At 49.6% G+C, this 21,167-nt stretch carries 21 protein-coding genes and 1 riboswitch; of the genes, 9 read left to right on the top strand and 12 right to left on the bottom strand.

Features of this window, described 5'->3' with window-relative positions:
• Positions 1 to 84: 84 nt before the first annotated feature.
• Complete coding sequence (locus CLV60_RS03245; protein WP_106593986.1) at positions 85 to 519, top strand: DoxX family protein; 435 nt, start codon at positions 85 to 87, stop codon at positions 517 to 519.
• Here the strand turns inward: CLV60_RS03245 and CLV60_RS03240 are convergent, their stop codons facing one another.
• The 5 genes from CLV60_RS03240 to CLV60_RS03220 form a co-directional block, all read right to left on the bottom strand.
• Entirely contained in the window at positions 520 to 1,395 is an 876-nt protein-coding gene (locus CLV60_RS03240; RefSeq protein WP_106593985.1) for an AraC family transcriptional regulator, read from the bottom strand.
• A gap of 150 nt (positions 1,396 to 1,545) precedes the next feature.
• A complete protein-coding gene (locus tag CLV60_RS03235; RefSeq protein WP_106593984.1) occupies positions 1,546 to 1,869 on the bottom strand; it encodes an RNA polymerase sigma factor in 324 nt (107 codons plus the stop codon).
• Between the two features lie 31 nt (positions 1,870 to 1,900).
• Complete coding sequence (locus CLV60_RS03230) at positions 1,901 to 2,881, bottom strand: dihydrodipicolinate synthase family protein (RefSeq protein WP_106593983.1); 981 nt, start codon at positions 2,879 to 2,881, stop codon at positions 1,901 to 1,903.
• Positions 2,882 to 2,949: 68 nt separating this feature from the next.
• On the bottom strand, positions 2,950 to 4,533 hold the full coding sequence (locus CLV60_RS03225; RefSeq protein ID WP_106593982.1) for a sodium:solute symporter family protein: 1,584 nt from the start codon (positions 4,531 to 4,533) through the stop codon (positions 2,950 to 2,952).
• Between the two features lie 125 nt (positions 4,534 to 4,658).
• Positions 4,659 to 5,345: a TVP38/TMEM64 family protein gene (locus CLV60_RS03220; protein ID WP_229210795.1), complete on the bottom strand. Its 687-nt coding sequence runs from the start codon at positions 5,343 to 5,345 to the stop codon at positions 4,659 to 4,661.
• A gap of 166 nt (positions 5,346 to 5,511) precedes the next feature.
• Between CLV60_RS03220 and CLV60_RS03215 the strand changes: the two genes are divergently transcribed.
• The 3 genes from CLV60_RS03215 to CLV60_RS03205 all read left to right on the top strand — a co-directional run bounded on the left by CLV60_RS03215 (position 5,512) and on the right by CLV60_RS03205 (position 8,564).
• A complete protein-coding gene (locus tag CLV60_RS03215; RefSeq protein ID WP_106593980.1) occupies positions 5,512 to 6,657 on the top strand; it encodes a cystathionine gamma-synthase in 1,146 nt (381 codons plus the stop codon).
• 79 nt (positions 6,658 to 6,736) lie between these two features.
• Positions 6,737 to 7,096, top strand: coding sequence for a DUF3127 domain-containing protein (locus CLV60_RS03210; RefSeq protein ID WP_106593979.1), 360 nt, complete (start codon positions 6,737 to 6,739; stop codon positions 7,094 to 7,096).
• An 83-nt stretch (positions 7,097 to 7,179) separates the two neighbouring features.
• Positions 7,180 to 7,244: riboswitch (Fluoride riboswitch) on the top strand.
• A gap of 30 nt (positions 7,245 to 7,274) precedes the next feature.
• Complete coding sequence (locus CLV60_RS03205) at positions 7,275 to 8,564, top strand: voltage-gated chloride channel family protein (protein ID WP_106593978.1); 1,290 nt, start codon at positions 7,275 to 7,277, stop codon at positions 8,562 to 8,564.
• Here CLV60_RS03205 and CLV60_RS03200 read toward each other — a convergent pair.
• The 4 genes from CLV60_RS03200 to CLV60_RS03185 all read right to left on the bottom strand — a co-directional run bounded on the left by CLV60_RS03200 (position 8,533) and on the right by CLV60_RS03185 (position 10,435).
• Positions 8,533 to 9,186 carry an AlbA family DNA-binding domain-containing protein gene (locus tag CLV60_RS03200; RefSeq protein ID WP_106593977.1) on the bottom strand — a complete coding sequence of 218 codons (654 nt, stop codon included), beginning with the start codon at positions 9,184 to 9,186 and terminating at the stop codon, positions 8,533 to 8,535. The genes CLV60_RS03205 and CLV60_RS03200 overlap by 32 nt on opposite strands.
• 189 nt (positions 9,187 to 9,375) lie before the next feature.
• Positions 9,376 to 9,597, bottom strand: coding sequence for a DUF2795 domain-containing protein (locus CLV60_RS03195; RefSeq protein ID WP_013927448.1), 222 nt, complete (start codon positions 9,595 to 9,597; stop codon positions 9,376 to 9,378).
• A gap of 158 nt (positions 9,598 to 9,755) precedes the next feature.
• A complete protein-coding gene (locus CLV60_RS03190; protein WP_106593976.1) occupies positions 9,756 to 10,133 on the bottom strand; it encodes a helix-turn-helix domain-containing protein in 378 nt (125 codons plus the stop codon).
• 5 nt (positions 10,134 to 10,138) lie between these two features.
• Positions 10,139 to 10,435 carry a type II toxin-antitoxin system HigB family toxin gene (locus tag CLV60_RS03185; RefSeq protein WP_106593975.1) on the bottom strand — a complete coding sequence of 99 codons (297 nt, stop codon included), beginning with the start codon at positions 10,433 to 10,435 and terminating at the stop codon, positions 10,139 to 10,141.
• A gap of 138 nt (positions 10,436 to 10,573) precedes the next feature.
• On the opposite strand from CLV60_RS03185, the gene CLV60_RS03180 reads away from it, so the two are divergent.
• From CLV60_RS03180 to CLV60_RS03165, 4 genes are all read left to right on the top strand, one after another.
• Positions 10,574 to 11,305, top strand: a complete 732-nt coding sequence (locus CLV60_RS03180; protein WP_106593974.1) for a copper homeostasis protein CutC — start codon at positions 10,574 to 10,576, stop codon at positions 11,303 to 11,305.
• Between the two features lie 37 nt (positions 11,306 to 11,342).
• Positions 11,343 to 13,799, top strand: coding sequence for a penicillin acylase family protein (locus tag CLV60_RS03175; protein WP_106593973.1), 2,457 nt, complete (start codon positions 11,343 to 11,345; stop codon positions 13,797 to 13,799).
• A gap of 10 nt (positions 13,800 to 13,809) precedes the next feature.
• Positions 13,810 to 14,175: a hypothetical protein gene (locus tag CLV60_RS03170; protein WP_106593972.1), complete on the top strand. Its 366-nt coding sequence runs from the start codon at positions 13,810 to 13,812 to the stop codon at positions 14,173 to 14,175.
• An 85-nt stretch (positions 14,176 to 14,260) separates the two neighbouring features.
• Positions 14,261 to 14,881, top strand: a complete 621-nt coding sequence (locus CLV60_RS03165; RefSeq protein ID WP_106593971.1) for an OmpH/Skp family outer membrane protein — start codon at positions 14,261 to 14,263, stop codon at positions 14,879 to 14,881.
• A 140-nt stretch (positions 14,882 to 15,021) separates the two neighbouring features.
• On the opposite strand, the gene CLV60_RS03160 is transcribed toward CLV60_RS03165, so the two are convergent.
• The 3 genes from CLV60_RS03160 to CLV60_RS03150 form a co-directional block, all read right to left on the bottom strand.
• Positions 15,022 to 15,774 (bottom strand): succinate dehydrogenase/fumarate reductase iron-sulfur subunit, encoded by a 753-nt coding sequence (locus CLV60_RS03160; RefSeq protein ID WP_211302197.1) that lies wholly within the window; start codon positions 15,772 to 15,774, stop codon positions 15,022 to 15,024.
• A 77-nt stretch (positions 15,775 to 15,851) separates the two neighbouring features.
• A complete protein-coding gene (locus CLV60_RS03155; protein ID WP_106593969.1) occupies positions 15,852 to 17,840 on the bottom strand; it encodes a fumarate reductase/succinate dehydrogenase flavoprotein subunit in 1,989 nt (662 codons plus the stop codon).
• Positions 17,841 to 17,889: 49 nt separating this feature from the next.
• Positions 17,890 to 18,561, bottom strand: coding sequence for a succinate dehydrogenase cytochrome b subunit (locus tag CLV60_RS03150; RefSeq protein ID WP_106593968.1), 672 nt, complete (start codon positions 18,559 to 18,561; stop codon positions 17,890 to 17,892).
• Between the two features lie 291 nt (positions 18,562 to 18,852).
• Here CLV60_RS03150 and CLV60_RS03145 point away from each other — a divergent pair.
• A partial coding sequence (locus tag CLV60_RS03145; protein ID WP_106593967.1) for a fibronectin type III domain-containing protein occupies positions 18,853 to 21,167 on the top strand: 2,315 nt, incomplete at its 3' end.

Genomic DNA, 21,167 nt, shown 5'->3' with positions numbered 1-21,167 from the left:
TTAAGAGACTTGGAAAAAAGCCATTTTCTCTTGACATAGTCCATTCAAACCTGTAACTTTCTTGAAACCAAAATTTGAGAAGTTATGAACATGATGGATCGAATCGAGCATTGGGGCGATACGCACCATCCGGCCTGGATGGACATAGTTCGTATTGCTTTGGGAGTATTTTTGTTTGCTAAGGGTATCAGCTTCATCAGCGATACCACCAAGTTGTCTCATCTGGTTACCGGCCTCGACTTTCATCTGTACACCGTCACCGCCGTTCACTACGTAGCTTTTGCGCACATTTTTGGCGGATTCCTCATCGCAATGGGATGCCTGACCAGAATCGCATCCATCATTCAGATACCGATCCTGCTTACCGCCGTGTTCTTTGTCAATATCCGACTCGGCTTTTCGTACCTCAACTCCGAGTTGTGGCTTTCGATGATTACGCTCATCCTGGTCATAACATTCGCAGTGGTAGGCTCCGGACGTTTCTCAATGGACGAGTGGATGAAGAATCACGACAAATGATCAGACCATTTCGGGTGCGGCTTTGTAAAGATACTTCCGCTTGTATTCCAGGGGAGTCATATCGGTAACCTTCTTGAAATGCCGGTAAAAGTTGGAAACATTGTTGAAGCCGCACTCGAAACAGATCACCTCCGTAGCCATTTTATCTTCAATCAGGAACCGGCAAGCCTGGCTAATCCTGATCTCCACCAGAAAATCGTTGTAGGTTTTCTTGGTCATCAATTTAAAATACCTGCAAAAAGAAGTAATGCCCAGGTTGGCGATCGACGCGACATCCTGCAAGGAAATATCGTTGCGGTAGTTGGAAAGCGTATAGGCGTAAATTTTATTCAACCGCAGCGTTTCGGCATCATTGGATTTATAGAATGCATGTGCCGAAGCTATCGTCTCATATTCTGTTGCCTCTGCCAGGATTTTCAGAATCGAAAGCAAGGCGATCAACCTGTCGAGATTTTCAGCGTCCACAGCAGAATGCATCAGACGAATCACTTTCTCCCTGGCCTCGCCGCGTATCAGCAAGCCTCTTTTCGCACGTTCAAATAATTTCGGGATCTGGTAAGCCTCCGGCAGCAACAGCAATTCGCTGCCCAGGCAATTGGGCAAAAAGTGGATAATAACCACCTCCACGGTCGTATTACTGGCTCCCTCTTCCACCCGCCAGGTGTGCGGGAGATTTTCCCCCAACAGAATCAACTCTCCGTCCGAAAAGTTACTGATGTTGTCTCCAATAAATCTTACCCCTTTTCCTTTGACCAGATAGTGAAGTTCGAGCTCGGGATGGTAATGCCAAACCGTGCCGAAGCCAGAATCTTTGTCATGACGGATGCTGAACGAAGTCCTCGAGGGAATAGGGACCTTATGGAAATGCGGTTTCATTTTAAATCAATGCTGGCAGGGTTTAGGTTGGCTGCCATTGCTCAATTTAAAAGAAAATTTTTTAATAATCCATCCTGTCCAATCGACAAAATGCTAAAAAAATACTATTAAATAGTGTAATACTAATATTGCTATTCTTAGACAGCCATATTAGCTGGCGCGAAACGACTGTATACGATCTAGATACTGTTTACGTGCAGCGGGATCACTGTATTTTCGCATCTCCCCAAAAATCTGATCTTTGAGACTGCTGAAAAGGTAGGATTGGAAATTACCTTCGGTCTGTAAGTCAAGCCGCTCGTTCCAGATTTTATTGAAAACGGAATTGATGACATTCTCCGCCTCTGTTTCGTCTTTCAGGAGAACGGCACAAAATTTAAATGCAGCGACATGGAAGTATGAACGGAGTTGCGTAAATGCAACTTCATCCCCCTCGGTTACCCGATCCAAAATTTGCTGGTTAGGAAAAGTCATAGCTCAAAATTTAGGGTTTGATCCGATTGGGTTATTTCAATGGTACTTCAAGAGCCTTTTTAAATACACTCGGAATTCCGAGCGCAGCTTGGATCCGGTCCACTTCGTCCAGTAATTGGTCGGCACGTTCCTGCAAATCGGCGGTCAGCTCGCCCACATCGCGGCGCGTGTACGTCGAGATGGGAAAACCTCTTTTTTGGAGGCAATATTTTGCAATGATCGGATAGGCGGAATGCACGATGTCCATCGACTCGACGAAGAACGATTGCAACGCTTTCACGTCTTCCTGCCGCTCCGCATTGTTATAGTTTTTGCAAATCCAGACGATCAGTTCCGGATAAATATTCCCCTGAATACATGACAGCCCGGCAGCGCCCGCTTTGAGTGAGGCCGTTGCATTCACCATGTAAGCATCGTAAAGCCCGAAGCGATAGCCTTCGGCCACCTTGATTCTCCGAATGACTTCTTCGATATCCAGGCAGGTGTCTTTATGATAGATAATGCGATTCGAAGGCAGCAGCTCCGCGAGGACTTCACTACTGATCAGCCTCTTGTATGGCACGGGACATTCATAAAAACCGAGCGGAACCTCCGCAGTAAGGCTGATCAGCTCCTTTGCCCGTTGGATAAATACTTCATCCGATTCGTCCTCGTCCGCCAGCAGCCCGGTAATTACAATCACCGCCTGCACACCGGTATCATATATACGTTTAACGAACTGCGCCTGCTCCGGGATTGGTCCTCCGAAGGTTCCTGTCGCAACAACGGGCACGCGACCTGCTGTGTGTTCCACTACCGTGCGCGTCACTTTCAACCGCTCTTCCACCGATAACTCGTACATTTCGCTTGAAAGACAGTTGGCAAACAGCCCCGCTGCACCCGCTTCAAGGTACAAGTCCGTCAATGCTTTTAATCCTTCATAATCCACCTCGCCGGTTTCCAGGAAAGGGGTAAGCATGACAGGAATGAAGCCTTGCGGCAACGACGCGGCGGAAGACGTTACAGATGACATCGTGTATGGTTTTAAATACTAATAAGAAAAATCCTTCTGAAATTCCGGTTCACACACCGGACTCGTAATTACTTACTGTGCAAAAGCACCTCTTTTTCAACCGGTTGTTTACGTCTCAGCCTGGTAAGCAGCACGCCGGCCAAAAAGATCGTCAGTGTTCCGACCACCATGATCATGTTCTGGTGGAGCGGGTTTCGCAAATAGGAATAGGTGTCGGGAAGCTGAGTCGAAAATGTCATCCAGACAATCACTACAATCCCGATAATAGTGGCTGTAAGCGCCTCGGTGTTTCTCGTACTTTTCGAGATCATACCCAGCAGGAACAACCCGAGCATTCCGCCCGCAAAAATCCCCGAGAGCATCCACCACACATCCAGCACGCTTTTCACGCCGATCATCGCAATCCCAGTAACCATCCCCAGCAAACCGAAAGCGGTCGTGGCAATGTAAAGCAGGCGCAGTGATTGCTGCGGTGTGAGGTCGGATTTGATATACTTCTGATAAATGTCCACGGAGAAAACCGTCGCCGAGGCATTCATTCCCGAGCTAATCGTGCTCATTGCAGCCGACATGATCGCGGCGATGATCAGTCCAAGCAAACCTACCGGCACTTTGGTAACCATGAAATGCGGCATCACTTTGTCGCCATAGTCGGCAGGCGTGAGTGTCGCGGCAAGGTTAGCAACCGCGTCCGAAGTCCCTCCCGGCAGTTTTTCGGCGGCTACCTGCATTTTGATGGTTTGCAGCAATTCCGGATTGCCCTGGTAATAAGCAAAAAGACAGGTTCCTAATAAAAAGAATATCAGCGACACAGGCACGTACAGGTACACGCAAAGCCATACCGAACCGGCAGCTTCTTTTGCCGACGATGTTGTGTGGTACCGCTGCACGTAGTTCTGGTCCATCCCGAAGTTATTCAGGTTCATGAAAAACCCGTACAGTAATATCACCCAAAACGAGGCTGTGGTAAAATCAGGCGCCAGCGTGCCCAGGCTGAATTTGTCACTAGCCTTACCGATCTCAATAATGCTCGGCATCCCGCCGGAAACTCCCGACACGACCAGGTAAAGTATCACCAGCGCACCAATGGTTTTAATCACGCCCTGTACCACTTCCGTCCAGATTACCGCCTCCATTCCGCCCATTACCGTGTACAGAACAATGCAGATTCCCACGACTACCATGATGGTGGACATCGGATAGCCCGTCAGCGCCTGCAAGCTCAGTGCAATCCCGAAGAAAATCGACCCCATGCGGGCGAGCTGCGTGAGCAGGAAGCAAGCCACGGCATAAGTCCGCGCCCATGGTCCGAAACGGTGTTCGAGGTGGGTATAGGCTGAAACTTCGCCGGTACTTCGGTAAAAAGGAATAAAAAACTTGGTAGCAACCCACGCGGCCAACGGCATCGACAAACTAAAAACGAAGGAACTCCAGTTGCTTCCGAATGCCTTACCCGGTACGCCGAGGAAAGTATTGCTGCTCAAAAAAGTCGCGTAAATGGAAATACCGATCGCCCAGCCGGGAATACGGCCCGACGCTTTGGTAAACTGCTCGGCATTGGTATTTTTCCTTGAAAAGTAAATCCCTACGGCAACCATCCCTGCCAGGTAGGCAATCACAATAACGAGATCAATGAAAGGTAAGGATTTCATTCTACTTTTCGGGTATTTATAACTTTACCACAAAGAAACAGGATGAAGCCGATGGTTTTGTAGCGTTTTGTAGCCTATTATTGTACGATATTATCAAAGGAGTGTTCCCGCCATCAAAAACCATCCTAGGATTCTACTGTACTCTTGTCTTTGAAGAAATATCCGATGCCGACGGTAGATATCACAATGAGGGCTATCAACACCAATTTGGTCGCTAATCCTTCATTCGGATGTTCGAGCAAATAGCGGATATCCTGCGCTTCCTTGCCCGCCCAAACGGCCAGTACGGTCCGCGGGATCATACCCAGTGTGCCGCCTGTAAGTACTTGTTTGAAACGCGCGCCGGCCATCGCAAAAAACAGGTTGGTAATGGCGAACGGCAGTACGGGAGATAGTTTGGCAAAAAAGATCAGCCTTAATTCATTTTTGTAAAACCGGCGTAGCAACGTTCCCACCTGCGGGTAAACCTGAATGAGGTAACTTCTCACAGAAGCGGCATGCAGGAAATGCGCCGATACATATATAATAGCGATTGCACCGATGTTCAATACAAAAAGCATCGGGATCGAGGACCAGCCGAGGAAGTAACCGTATACCAATGCCAGGAATGTAGGTGGTGTGAGTGCGGAGGCGGAGGCCAGGGTAAGCAGTACCGTCACACCCAGCCACCATTCTATCGGCAGCTCACGGAGGATTTTTTCATGATTGATAGCCCACGCCGTTATGATAGAGGTCGTCACCAATGGCACGATCGTCATCAATAGGCTTACGACGACCGGAAGTGAGAATCTTTTTGGTGTAGACGTTTCCAAGGCTAATCTGCTTTACTTTTTCTAATTGAATAACCAGTTGTTTTGACAAAAGGTTTTTGTGAACTTGCTTTTGTAGTAATATATTTTTTATGCCACGAAGGCACGAAGAAGCTCTAAGTTACATTCGTGATAATTAGTGTCTTCGTGGCAATTTTCAAAGCTAAAAATGAAATTTGCCACCAAAGCCATACACGCCGGTGTCGAGCCGGACCCGAGTACCGGTGCCATTATGACGCCGATTTACCAAACCTCCACCTACGTTCAGGAAAGCCCTGGCAAGCACAAAGGCTATGAATACGCCCGCAGCAGCAACCCCACACGCACGGCATTGCAAAAAGCATTGGCTGCCCTTGAAAATGGCAAGCACGGCATTTGTTACGCCTCCGGCCTCGCAGCTACGGACGCAGTTCTGAAACTTTTCAAACCCGGCGACGAGATCATCGCTCCCAGCGACATCTATGGCGGCACCTACCGCCTCATGAAGCGCATTTTCGAGCCGCTGGGACTCATTTTCAAGTTTGTGGATATTGAAGAAGTCAGTGAAATCGATCGGCTGCTATCGGGAAACACGAAGCTCGTCTGGCTGGAAACGCCCACCAATCCATTGCTGAAAATCATCGATATTGGACAAATTGCCCAGGTTTGTAAACAACGGGGTGTGTTAACCTGCGTAGATAACACGTTTGCATCGCCCTACCTGCAAAACCCGCTGGATCTTGGAGCCGATATCGTCATGCATTCGGTCACGAAATACCTGGGCGGCCACTCAGACACGGTAATGGGCGCCTTAATCACGAGCGATGACGAGCTGGCTGCTCAATTGAAATTCATCCAGAATGCCAGTGGTGCGGTACCCGGTCCCCAGGATTGCTTTTTGGTGTTAAGGGGAATTAAAACATTGCACTTAAGAATGCAGCGGCATTGCGAGAATGCCGGGCAGGTGGCAGTCTGGCTCGCTGCCCATCCCAAAGTCGGGAAGGTCTATTACCCCGGCCTGCCCGATCACCCGGGGCACGAACTGGCTGCTGCACAAATGCGAGGTTTCGGCGGCGTGGTGTCTTTTGAGCTGAAAGACGACAGCTATGAAAAAGCCGTCCGTACGATGGAACGAATGGAGGTTTTTGCATTGGGGGAATCGCTCGGCGGCGTAGAATCGCTTTGTACGCACCCCGCAAGCATGTCGCACGGGGGCATGCCGCGTGAGGAACGATTAAAAATAGGCCTGAAAGACACGTTGATACGCCTCAGCGTAGGCATAGAAGATGTAGAAGATCTTATAGCCGATCTCGACCAGGCCATCGGCACCGATTAGCAATCAGCGTTGCAATCGACGGTCAAAAACCTTACTTTTGGAACCATTTTTGAAACGACACTAAAAAAACATATTATCAATGGAAGTATCAGGAACAGTCATTTCATTGCTGCCGGAAGTTACCGGCCAGGGAAAAAACGGAATGTGGCGCAAGCAGGAATTCATTCTTGAAATACCTTCTCAATACCCTAAAAAAGTGTGTATTTCACTTTGGGGAGACAAAATTGACCAGGCTAACCTGCAAGTGAACGACTCAGTAACCGCTTCCATCGACGTGGAAAGCCGTGAATACAACTCCCGCTGGTACACGGAAGTACGCGCATGGAAAGTAGAGAAAGCAGGTGCTAGTGGTGGTAATGCCGGTTACAATGCGGGCGGCGCACCACTGCCTCCGGTAACCACTTTCACCGAAGACGAATCGGACGATCTGCCATTCTGATCACCGAAAGTCGAGCTCTTTCAAATCGTCAATGCCTGCGGGCGTTGGCGATTTATTTTTACACGTAGATTTTTTGCTATTTTTGCAAAAAAGGAAATGGTGTCTTCCTATTTAACCGCCCTAAAAAGCTGATGGCGCCTGGTATAACGAAAAATGCTCATTATCACCAGGTATTACTATGTCCGCTCAAAAACCATCAGGTAACTCCAACACATTTTTAGGCCGGCTTTCCGACGTTAACAAGCGATTCCCTTCTACATTATACATTGTAAAATGGCTGGTTATTTGCTCCGTAATAGGCGCATTTATCGGTTCAGCTTCCGCTTTTTTCCTTGTTTCACTCGATTGGGCCACCAATGTGAGGGAATCCAATGCCTGGATCATCTGGCTATTGCCCGTCGCCGGATTTGCGATCGGCTTGCTTTACCACTATTTCGGCAGGGAAGTTGAGCGGGGAAACAACCTGCTCATCGAGACGATTCACGACCCAAAGGAGTTCATCCGGTTCAGAATGGCACCTTTTGTGTTGCTCGGAACGGTTACCACGCATTTGTTCGGAGGGTCGGCGGGGCGCGAGGGAACCGCACTGCAAATGGCCGGAGCCATTGGCGAGCAATTCAGTAAAATATGCAAACTGAATGCCTATGACCGCAAAATCCTGCTCATTTCGGCTATCAGCGCCGGTTTCGGGTCGGTTTTCGGAACTCCGCTGGCCGGAGCGATATTTGGTTTGGAGGTATTTTTGATAGGAAGATTAAAATACGACGCCATTTTCCCTGCATTTGCTTCCGCTATCATTGCAAGCCTTGTTACCGATTTGTGGCAGGTAAAACACACGCATTACCACATTCCGGTCATTCCTGAAATGTCGTTTATCAATATTATTTACGCCATTCTTGCGGGAATAGCATTCGGCATGATAGCGGCGGCTTTCAGTAAAACCATTCATTTTTGCTCCCAGCAATTCAAACAATACATTGCTTATCCACCGTTGCGGCCGGTGGTCGGCGGGATAATCGTCTCGGTAGGCGTGTGGCTGATCGGAACGCGTTATATTGGCTTGGGTGTTCCGGTGATTGTGGAGTCATTTACAACGCAGCTGGCCCCGTATGATTTTGCATTAAAAATCATTTTCACCATCATCACGCTCAGCGCAGGGTTCAAAGGGGGGGAAGTCACGCCGCTATTCTTCATCGGCGCTGCGTTGGGCAATGCATTATCGTATTTCATCCCGCTTCCGATGGGATTACTAGCCGGAATGGGCTTCGTAGCAGTGTTTGCAGGCGCTACCAATACCCCGCTTGCCTGCATACTAATGGGCATCGAACTGTTCGGGAGCGAATGCGGCGTTTTTGTGGCCATAGCTTGCGTGGTCTCGTATCTCCTGTCGGGTCACACGAGTATTTATCGTTCGCAAGTTTACGGCGGGCCTAAAACTAGCTCGACTGATAAGCCATCGACATGGTAAATTTGTCGATCATTTCGTGCGGGTGCACTTCGAGGATCCGGGCCAGCACCATCACTACCAATGTGTTGGAAGCCATTTTCCGGGGAATGCCCGCCACCGTCGCGAACAAATCCACCGTCACCGACTCCTTTTCGTCGAGCAGCTTCATCAGTTTTTCTTCCTTTTCCCCATACTGAAAACTGACGTCCCGCTCGCCGCGGCCCCGGCGCATGATTTCCTTCATTTCGCGGCTCGCCTGGATCGATTTGTCCTCCACGCGGATGTACGCCTGCTTCGCACCCGTGTCATCCACCACATAATGCGGCTTATCGACGCTGCGCGGGATTGTCAGCACAAGCACATCGCGATCGGGCGTGATGGCCACGCGCTCCTTTTTAAAACTGATTTTGGGATAAATGTACTTGTCGATGGCGCGAGAGAGCGTGTATTCATCCTCCTCGGCATCTTTAAGGCCCTTGATGGTCTTGTCGTCACCCACTCCGACCAGCAGCTTACCGCCACCTGAATTTGCGAAAGCAACCACTTCGCGGACGATCTTCTCGGGGTGATTGGATTTCAGTTTGAATTCCAGATGTTCCCCCTCACCTTTCTTAACCAGCTCTTTCAACAATCGAAGCTCCATCGGGTTGGAATGGATAAATTATGAGTTATGACTAAATCACTTTCGGTAACTTACCTCGTCCTCCTCATTTGTTAACGCTAACAATTTACATTCCTTTTGTCAGATTTAAAAAATTATGGGGAGCGAGTCACGTAAAAAAAGCGGACCATATATCATAAAAAAACGGCACCGATAGAGTGCCGTTTGCATTTAGTATTCGTCTTCGTTGAAAAAGAAATCGTCTTTCGTGGGATAGTCGGGCCAAATCTCTTCAATGCTTTCATAAGGCTGCCCATCATCTTCAAGCTCCTGAAGGTTTTCAACTACTTCTAACGGAGCGCCTGTTCTGATTGCAAAGTCAATTAGCTCGTCTTTGGTAGCTGGCCAGGGAGCATCTTCAAGGTACGATGCGAGTTCGAGAGTCCAGTACATAATATTTTCGCCTATTAATGGTTACTTTACTTTTCTGCAAAAGTAAAAAATTTGATATCTTTTAAAAGCTTAAAGCAAAAAAAAAGAAAAATAATTGTCTGGTTACAAAATTTATTTTTTTCTCCCAATTAATGCGCTGAATATCAATAATTTGAAATTCATACAGCTAATAAAGTTTCTGCGGAAATCCCTAATCCTTTGTGAATTTTACGGATCATCTCGAGGGTTAGCGGGCGCTTTCTATTGAGTACTTCCGACACCCTGCTGGCACTGCCGAAATAGTCGATCATGTCTTTCCGCTTCAATCCCTGCTCCTCCATTCTGATCTTGATCGCCTCGAGTGGGTCGGGCGCTTCTATCGGGTAGTGCTTTGCCTCGTAATTCTCGACCAGAATGGAAACCAGTTCAAGTAGCTCTCCTTCCCTGCTGTTCTCCTCAAAATCTATCAACTCATCTATTATATCCAGGTATTCCCTGTAAGTCGCTTCCGACCGGATCGGCCGCAATTCGCTTCTGATTTGTTCCAATGTCTTCATAACCCTTATATATTCCTTATATCAGTAATCCGATCATACTCTTTGTGTGTGCCGATAAAACGGATATAGACGCGCTGCACCTGGTATTTAAACATGGTTATCAGACGATAGCGGTTTCTGCAGATGTTAAACACAATCCTGTTATTTCCCACTGTATCCGCTCTTGGATTGTCTGCAATTACTTCATTTGCAGCCTGATAATTTGCATTTTTTATCTTTTGGTGCCAGTATTTAAGTTCCTGCTCTGCGTCGGGATATTTCTCCCAAAAGTCGCGAAGGGTTCCACGGGTAATAATCCTCATAAGCTAAAAATAATTCCCATTTTGGTAAATAATATACAAGATTGGTAATTTTTCAATGATTTACAAAGTTTGTAACCCCCATGTTTCCCCTCTCCCCGAAAAACTCTTAATTTCCCTCACCATTACAAATACCATATCATGACTATTGAAATTTGCGCCTATTCGCTGGAATCCTGTATCAATGCGCAGGCCGGCGGGGCGGGCAGGATTGAACTATGCGGCGGGCTTGGCGAAGGCGGTACTACCCCCAGCGCCGGACTGATCGAAATCGTAAGAAAAAACATTGACATTCAACTATATGTGATGATCAGGCCGCGCGGCGGAGACTTCGTCTATGATTTTTTTGAAGAAGAAATCATGCGAAAAGACATTGACCTGGCAAAAAAACTGGGCGCCAACGGCGTCGTGCTGGGCATACTCACGCCCGACGGCAATGTGGACGTGGCCCGCACCAAGGCTCTCGTCGATTATGCGGCACCATTAAAAGTTACCTTCCATCGCGCTTTCGACCTCACGCCCGATCCGATGAAGGCGCTGAAAGACATTATCGCCACCGGCGCGGAGCGTATTCTTACGTCCGGTCAGAAGCCCTCCGCCATTCAGGCGACGGAGCTGCTCGGTAAGCTCTCCAGAGAAGCCGATGGGAAAATTGAAATTATGGCAGGCGGCGGCGTAAACCACAACAATGCGGCCGAGCTGAAAGCCGCCGGCGTGCATGCATTGCATTTGACTGCCAAAAAATTCCGCCCCGCACGTCAGAAATTCTTCCCGGATGGCATTTCAATGGCCGGGGAAATTCCGGATGAAAAATCGGTCATGTATTCGGATCTCGAACTGGTCGAGGCTATGGTACAGGCCGTTTCGGAATAATACCTTTTTCAAGCAAAAGCACATCAACATCCTCTGTATGAAGTTCGTAAAGGCAATTCTGTTTATCGCAATCACTGCCGGGCTCGTGTATGTGCTGGATAAGCCGTGGGCACCCGCACCCGCACTGGGGCCATTCCTGAGTCCTTTTTGCGGGTTATGGCAAAACAGTGAGGAAGTGATCGATCCCAAAACGCGCGTAACCCTGCAACTCGACAGCCTGCGCGGCGAGGTGACGATCCGCTTCGACGACTCCGGTGTGCCGCACATTTTTGCCCAAAACGACTTCGACCTTTTTTACGCCCAGGGTTACATTACCGCCAAGGACCGGCTATGGCAAATGGACCTGCAAACCCGCGCCGCCGCAGGCCGGCTTTCCGAAATACTGGGGCCGGCAACACTCACCCTTGATCAGCAAAGCCGTCGCCTGGGCATGGGTTACGGAGCAGAAGCTAACCTCAAAGTAGCTATGACCGATCCCCGCTCGCGGGAGGCGTTGCTCGGCTACACGGCGGGCGTCAATGCATTTATCCGGCAATTGGCCCCGAAGGATTATCCCATCGAATTCAAACTTTTGGGATACAAACCGGAGCCCTGGAAGCCGATTAATACGATGTACATGCTCGAACAGATGACGCTCACGCTTGCGGGGCGCTCCAACGAGCTTGCTATGACCAATGCGCTGAAAAAGTACGGCCGGGAAACCATCGCACAGCTTTTCCCCGACTACCCGATGTTGCAGGAAAGCCCGATTATCCCCTCAGGTACAGCCTGGGATTTCCCTAAACTCCCCGTTCCAAAGGCCGTTCCGCCAATGGCACCTGGCGACAGCAATTTGTTATCCGCAAAATCCCTTACCGCACTGCCTCCGAGGGCGCCCAAAGAAGAAGGGATCGGCAGCAACAACTGGGCGGTGGGGGCCGAAAAATCCATAACCGGCTATCCTATCCTGGCCAACGACCCGCACCTCGAACTATCTTTACCGTCTATCTGGTATCAGGTGCAACTCCATTCACCCGACATGAATGTGTACGGTGTATCGCTACCGGGCATTCCGAGTGTGATAATCGGCTTTAATGAGCGGGTTGCCTGGGGCGTTACCAACGTGGATGCCGATGTGTTTGATTTATATAAAATCAAATTCAAAAATGAATACCGGAACTTCTATTGGCATGATAATCAATGGAAACCGACGCACAAGCGGGAGGAAATCATCCATGTCAAAGGCCAGCTGAAACCCTACCGGGAAACCATTCTCTACACCCATCACGGACCCGTGACTGACTCGGACGGTACCTTCGGCGATTTGCCCAATCTGGCGATCAAATGGATCGGTCATGAACCGGGCAACAGTTTCATAACCTTTTACGAGCTCAACAAGGCTAAAACCTACGACGATTACCGCAAGGCATTGACTAACTATGTGGGACCCGCCCAAAACTTCGTATTTGCCGACAACGAGAAGAATATTGCTATTACCGTCAATGGTAAAATGCCTTTGAAATATAAGGAACAGGGCAAATTCCTGCTGGACGGCTCCTCGCCTGCCGATGACTGGCACGGCTGGATCCCGGCTGAGCAGAACCCGTTCGTGAAAAATCCGCCGAGAGGTTTTGTAAGCAGTGCAAACCAGTCCTCCGCCGATACTACCTATCCTTATTATATCAACTGGAGTTTTGCGCCTTCCGAGCGGGGTATCCGCATTAACGAGCGGCTGCAAGCGATGACCAACGCCAATGCCGACAGCCTCCGCATGCTTCAAAACGACAATTTCAGCGTTTTGGCGCGCACATTGCTGCCCAAGCTTCTAGGTATTCTCGAAACAAGGTCATTGACCCCGAAACAGAAAGCGGCCCATATCCTGCTTTCCAACTGGAATTATCAGAATGCTCCCGAGTCCATCGCCGCGTCGATCTTTGAAACCTGGTTCCCGCTGCTGGGCCAGGCCATCTGGAACGACGATTTCTCTTCACCCGAAGCGCCTATGGAATATCCGTCGCGCGACAGGACATTATATCTGATTTTGAAACAGCCGAATGAAAAGTGGTTCGATAATGTGAATACTCCCGAAAAAGAGACACTGCCCGACCTGGTTTATCAAAGTTTCAACGCCTCGCTTGACACGCTCACCAAGCGAAAAGGCGCTATGAGCCCCGAATGGCAATGGTCGAAGGTGAAAGACGCTGAAATCAGGCATTTGAGCCGGAGCATTAAACCATTCAATGCGCCTCCGTTGGTGACGGGTGGTGGCAGCAGCATTGTGAACGCGATGACGAAGCGAAAAGGGCCTTCATGGCGAATGGTCGTCGAACTGGGGCCAACACCGCGAGCCTACGGCATTTATCCGGGAGGGCAGTCGGGTAATCCGGGTAGTCCCTATTATCTCAATCTGTTAAAAAAATGGGAGAAGGGCGAGCTTAATGAGTTGATATTCCTCACCTCGCCGGATCAGAAAGTACCTCACCTGGCGTCCAGTCTTGTATTGCAAAAACGTTAACCCGGAGCTTATGAATTTCCTTATTATAGCCATTCTGTCGGCATTGTTACAAGTATTCGCCCCGTGGTGGGTAATTGCGATTGTCCCGTTTGTAATCCTGCTATGGCGTCCTTCCAGATCCGCCGGGTCGTTTTGGGCGGGTTTCGGCGGCATTGCCGTGCCTTGGCTGCTTTACGGCTATTACCAGCATTTCATTTCCGACGGCGCACTGTCCGACCGCGTTGCGAAGATATTCATGCTGCCGAACGGCGTCCTGCTTTTACTGGTAACAGCCCTCATAGGAGGCCTTGTAGGCGGTTTTTCAGGGGCAGCCGGGTATTGGGTGCGACAAATCTTCCGCAAGCATCCGGTACCACTTTCGACCCATACCTCGTAAAAGCTGCGGGTCGCCACTTATTCATTGTACTTAAACACAAATCATTATCTTTGCGGCTCGTTCAAAAACAATAAACCTTAAAAACGTGAACAACAATACTTCATTGATCTGGAACGTCGTCCTTTCGCTTGCTGTGGCGGTGTTATTCTTCCTTCATTTTTCAAGCAAATCGTCAGATGCAGGTGCAGCCGCAGATGGTGCAGTAGTGGAGGGCCGCCGCACTGTTTACGTTCAGGTGGATTCGCTTCTGAAAAACTACGATTTCTTCAAGGATACCAGAAAAGAGCTTGAAAACAAGAATTTCCAGCTTGAAAACGAGCTGACTACCAAAGGACGCTCATTGCAAAATGAAGTAGCATTCTTCCAGCAACGTGCAGCTACCATGACTCCTGAGCAAGCCCGTTCAACCGAAGCGCAGCTCATGAAAAAGCAGCAGGACCTGATGGCCTACCGCGATCAATCAGCACAAGCGCTGGGTCAGGAAGAGGCTAAAAAGAACGAAGAACTGTACAAAAACATCCGTTCTTATATCGATAAATACAACAAGGAAAACGGCTACGAATACGTTCTCGGCTACTCTTTGGGCGGCGGTATCCTGTTCGCCAATCCTTCACTGGATGTCACCAAGAAGATCATCGACGGTCTGAACAAAGAATATAAAAGCTCAGGCAAGCCAGCTGCGGCTGATACTACCAAAGCGAAGTAATATTCTGAATTCAAATAAAAGCGAAGCAGACGGTCGGGAGATCGTCTGCTTCGCTTTTTTATGCCTAATTATTTACCCCTCAAAAACAAAAACAGGGCAGCCGGAAACCCGACTGCCCTGCGCACTGCATTAGATATATTTTAAACCGCCGAAGAAGAGAACTTCGCGCCGATGTACTCGCGGTTCATGCGGGCGATGTTTTCCAGGCTGATTTCCTTAGGGCATTCTGCCGAGCAGGCACCGGTGTTGGTACAAGCTCCGAAGCCTTCTGCGTCCATTTGAGCGACCATTTTCTCGGCGCGGATGCTGCGTTCCGCCTGTCCTTGCGGCAACAATGCCAGCTGGGAGATTTTGGCTGAAACGAAAAGCATCGCAGAAGCATTTTTACAAGCCGCTACGCAAGCGCCGCAGCCGATACATGCTGCTGCTGCAAAAGCGTCGTCAGCCGCTTCTTTCGCAATCGGCAATGAGTTAGCATCCTGCGCGTTACCCGTGTTTACAGAAACGAAACCACCGGCAGAGATCACGCGATCGAATGCGTCACGGTCTACAACGAGGTCCTTGATCACCGGGAATGCCTGCGCTCTCCACGGTTCCACCACGATGGTATCACCGTCTTTGAACGAACGCATGTGCAGCTGGCAGGTAGTTACCCCGCGCAGAGGCCCGTGCGGACGGCCATTGATATACATCGAACACATCCCGCAAATACCTTCGCGACAGTCGTGGTCGAATGCAACTGGTTCCTTTCCTTCTTCGATGAGCTGCTCATTCAGTACATCGAACATTTCAAGAAATGACATATCAGGGGAAACGTTGTCCAGCTTGTAGTCTTCGAAACCTCCCGCTGCGTCTGTATTGCTTTGTCTCCACACTTTCAGAGACAACCTCATATTTCCTTCCATACCTATATTCTTTATTTCTGATACAACTTTTAAGCGTGGCATAAATCCGTGCCACCGGGGGTTTCTTATTTGTAGCTACGCTGAGCAATTTTGATGTTTTCGTAAATCAGTTCTTCCTTGTGAAGCTCCCAATTCTCTGGTCCTTTGTGTTCCCAGGCCGATACATACATATAATTTTCGTCGTCGCGCAATGCTTCGCCTTCTTCGGTCTGGTATTCTTCCCGGAAGTGGCCACCACATGATTCGTTACGATCCAAAGCATCGATACACATCAATTCGCCGAGTTCGATGAAGTCTGCAACGCGGTTCGCCTTATCGAGTTCAGGGTTGAAGTAGTTGGCGGTACCCATTACTTTCACGTCCGACCAGAAGTCTTTTCTCAGCTGACGGATTTCTTCGATCGCCTCTTTCAAACCTTGTGCATTACGTGCCATACCGCATTTTTCCCACATGATCTTGCCCAGACGGCGGTGGAAAAGCTCCGGAGAGGTTTTTCCCTGAATGCGCAGCAATGTGTCGATACGCTCTTTCACTTCCGCTTCCGCTTTCACGAATGCTTCGTGGTCGGTAGAGATTTTTCCAGTACGTATTTCGCTCGCCAGGTAGTTACCAATAGTGTACGGGATCACGAAATAACCGTCGGCCAAGCCCTGCATCAGCGCCGAAGCACCGAGGCGGTTGGCGCCGTGGTCGGAGAAGTTGGCCTCTCCCAATGAGTACAAGCCCGGAACGGTGGTCATCAGGTTATAGTCAACCCAAAGGCCGCCCATGGTATAGTGCACCGCAGGATAGATACGCATAGGCACTTCATACGGATCTTCACCCGTGATCTGCTTATACATATCGAAGAGGTTACCATATTTTTCTTTCACGACTGCCTTACCCCATGCAGTAATATCCGCATCGGAGGCATTGTGAATGTTGTTCTTGTTCGCTTCACCTCGTCCGTAACGCTCAACCGCCGCAGCGAAATCGAGGTAAACGGCCAGTTTGGAAGTTCCTACGCCATAACCGGCATCGCAACGTTCCTTCGCAGCACGCGACGCGATGTCACGCGGTACGAGGTTACCGAATGCAGGGTAGCGACGTTCGAGGTAGTAATCGCGCTCGCCTTCGGGGATTTCGTTACCCGGACGGTTGTCGTCTTTCTTCTTGGGAACCCAGATACGTCCGTCGTTACGCAACGACTCCGACATCAGCGTCAGCTTCGACTGGTGCTCGCCGGAAACCGGGATACAAGTCGGGTGGATTTGGGTAAAGCAAGGGTTACCGAAGAATGCACCGCGTTTGTGGGCTTTCCATGCGGCAGTTACATTGCTGCCCATTGCATTGGTAGAAAGGTAGAACACGTTTCCGTAACCACCTGTACAAAGCAGTACCGCGTGGCCTCCGTGTCTTTCAATCTCCCCGGTTATGAGGTTACGTGCGATGATACCGCGGCATTTGCCATCGATATTCACGACGTCGAGCATTTCGTGGCGGTTGTACATTTTAACAGTACCCATACCTACCTGGCGCTGCAAGCCTGAATACGCTCCAAGCAAAAGCTGCTGGCCCGTCTGACCCGCTGCGTAGAATGTACGCTGCACCTGCGTTCCACCGAATGAACGGTTGGAAAGCAAGCCGCCGTACTCACGTGCGAAAGGCACACCTGCCGCTACGCATTGGTCGATAATGTTACCCGAAACTTCGGCAAGGCGGTGCACGTTCGCTTCACGCGCACGGTAGTCACCTCCTTTAATGGTATCATAAAAAAGACGGTAAACCGAGTCACCGTCATTCTGGTAGTTTTTTGCTGCATTGATCCCTCCCTGTGCGGCAATGGAGTGCGCACGGCGTGGAGAATCCTGAAAACAGAATGCTTTTACTTTATAACCGAGCTCCGCGAGCGTAGCAGCGGCAGAAGCACCGGCAAGTCCGGTCCCTACAACGATAATCTCGAGATTACGTTTGTTGGCAGGGTTGACAAGCGGAACCGACGAGCGGTATTTGCTCCATTTACTTTCGAGTGGTCCTTGTGGTATTCTGGCATCCAGACGAGATGACGTTGCCATATATCAAATATTATTTAATCGAAAATTTAGAAATAAGACGCTATCGGGATTACTTCACCCAGCCGAGGTAGATCGAGATCGGCATTAATGCAAAGAGGATCGGCACGATGATCGAGAATGCGGTTCCTACGAATGAGATCGCACCATTGTATTTCACGTGGTTAAGACCCAACGACTGGAACGCGCTTTTAAAACCGTGCAGCAAATGCCAGAAAAGTGAAACGCAGCCCAGTACGTAAATCAGTACCACCACCGGATTCTGGAAAGTTTCGAGCATCATCTGATAAAGGTTCAGTTCTTCGCCTGTTGCAAACTGATTGGAACGGTTAGGAATCCAGAAATGAGAAGTATGGATCACAAGGAAAATCAGAAGCAACGTTCCCAGCAAGCCCATGCTGCGCGAGTACCAGGTGCTGTTCGCGGCTGCATTGTTGACAGCATATTTCACCGGACGGGCATCGCGGTTACTTTTCCAGAGCATCAAACCATCAATGATATGGATCAGAAAACCCGCCACCAGGCCTATTTCAAGCGTACGTATAATCGGGTTAGTACCCATGAAATGCCCCCAGTGGGAGAACGTCTCGCCGCCATCATTGTAGAAAATCATGGCGTTGATAGTGGCATGAATTACCAGAAAGCTGATCAAAAAAAGTCCGGTAAGAGCCATCAGAAGTTTTTTACCGATAGAGCTCGTTAACGTTTGTGAAAACCACGACATAATCAAAAACGAATGGTTTTAGTGCAAAAAAATGAGGTATATTTAGAACCTTTCAAAGGTATATCACAAACGTTAGCGAGACAAAGAATCCCTTTCATTTTTGCAAACCGCGCCGTTTATTTATAATCATTATTAAGAATTATTTAGACTGATTAGTCTTTGCAAAAGCAAGACGCTCAGTGCGAACGCATCAGCACTTTCTCTCCAACTATTTTGTAACCGAATAGCACACATTTTCAAACACGAGTTTCGTTGAGTTGTTACATAGCCGAACGATCAACGAACCTACCCATGCCCAAACCTCTATTTTTCCGGATTCTGACTGTTATCCTGCTGCTTATAGCGCCGTTCGGCCAGGCTTTTGCCACACACTTTCGGGCGGGGGAAATCACGGCCACAAGGCTGTCGCTTACCACACCCACGTACGAGATCAAGCTTACGGGCTATTTCGACATGATTAGTGGAAAAGGTGCCGCTGATGCACAGACCAAGATCACTTTCACAATCAATAATGTGAAAGGCACCGGAGAGCCTCAATTTGTTGAAGCACCCAGGATTCTTCCCATTGTCGATATTGGCAACAATACCACTCAAAACGTGTACATAGCCATTTACACGTTCCCGTCAGTAGGCGCCTACCGCATCTCTGCCGAAGCGGATGCCCGTAACGAAAACGTGCTGAACATCGGGCCAAAGCCGACTAAGAGTCTCAATTTTTATGTAAGTACGACCCTGGAAATCAATGCTGCTTTTGGTTTGAACAGAACCCCCGTTCTCCGCAACGCTCCTATTGACCTCGCGGCTGTGGGGCAACGCTACATCCATAACCCTGCTGCATTCGACGCCGATGGCGACAGCATCGCCTATCGGATGTTCGTCCCCCAGCGAGCCGGGGCTAATGGATTGGGCATGAACCTTATATATGATGATCCCAACCTGACAACCCCGCCCGGCCAGACCGAGACCGGAGCTACCCCGGCAACATTCAGTCTGAACAACGTCACGGGCGATTTGATCTGGGATGCGCCTGTTACCAAAGGCTATTATAATGTAGCATTTATCGTCGAAGAATGGCGCGATGGCGTGCTTATCGGGCAGATCGTCCGCGATATGCAGATCATCGTCGACGACGCCCGCAACGATCGGCCGGTGATTACACCAATCCCTGATATTTGCGTCGAGGCAGGGACGCTGATTAACCAAAAGGTTGTCGCAACCGATAAAAACGGCGATAAGCTTACATTGACATCTGCCAGCGGCCTGTATGACCCCACCCTAATCAAACCTCCGGTAGCGACTTTCACCGTTGCCAATCAGGGCGCGCAGGGTACTGTAAACGGAACTTTCACCTGGCAAACTTCCTGTGATCACATCCGTTTGGGCACTTACTCCGTGCTGTTCAAGGTGGAGGACGGCCCTCCGCCTACCTACCCCAACCCATCGCTATTCAAGAAGCTGGCCGATATGACCACTATGAATATCAGAGTTTACGGCCCTCAGCCAATGGGTCTGAAAGGGACTGCAGTTGCTGATCCGACGGGAACAGCATACCGTCTTAACTGGGATGCCTATAAATGCCAGATCCCCGGCGCCAAAATTGCCATCTACCGGGCTGAAAGATGTACGGATATTCCCATAGAGCCATGTAGCCCGGGCATTCCTGCCGGATCGGGGTATGAAGAAATTGGAAGAGTCGATATTAACCAGACCACATTCTTGGACAATAACGGCGGGGAAGGCCTACGCGCGGGAGTTTCTTATTCCTACCGCATCGTGGCCATGTTCCCACGGCCAGGTGCCAGCCCTACCGACCCGGGTTACCTGATCGGCGGCGGGGAAAGCCTTGCTTCCGCCGAGTATTGCCTCAACCTCCCATTGGCCATGCCGGTCATCACCAACGTGACTGTCGATTCTACCAGCACTACAAGAGGACAAATCACCGTGAAATGGATCAGACCTGCCACTGCAACTGGCCTTCCCGCCCAGTACCGCCTTTACAGGGCTACCGGACAGAATGGTACCGCTTTCACCAAAATTGCCGACATCAACACAAACCTCACACCAGGAGCTGCCGATACCCTGTTCGTCGATAAAGGGCTGAACACACAGGTCAATGCCTACAACTACAAGCTCGAATATTATACCACCGTAAACGGTCAGCTCACCAAGTTTGACGAAACCGAAACCGCCAGCTCGGTAAGGCTCGAACAAGCCGCTGCACAGCCTAATCAGGTAGGATTGAAATGGACCGCGCTCGTGCCCTGGGACAATGGCAACCGCGTGCACCGCGTGTACCGCGAGGATAAAACGAAACCCGGCACATTCAACCGCATTGCCGAAGTATCCGTCACCGGGCCGCAGACATTTACCTACGTCGATGATGGGGCCGACAAATACGCCGCCGACGGAACCGTGAATGTGACCATTTTCAAGGACTCTACCTATTGTTATAAAGTGGAAACGGTCGGCTCCTACAACAACAGCCAGATCAAGCCATCAGTGCTCTATAACTTCTCGCAGATACTCTGTGTTTCTTCTTCGGATACCACCAGGCCATGTCCGCCGGTGCTTACCCTGGACCCCCTCAATTGCGATTCGCTCAGGGC

This window comes from Dyadobacter jiangsuensis, from assembly GCF_003014695.1.
GTDB classification, from domain to species: Bacteria; Bacteroidota; Bacteroidia; order Cytophagales; family Spirosomataceae; genus Dyadobacter; species Dyadobacter jiangsuensis.
The sequence above is the reverse complement of the archived record's forward strand: the minus strand, read 5'-3'. Positions and strand labels throughout refer to the sequence as shown.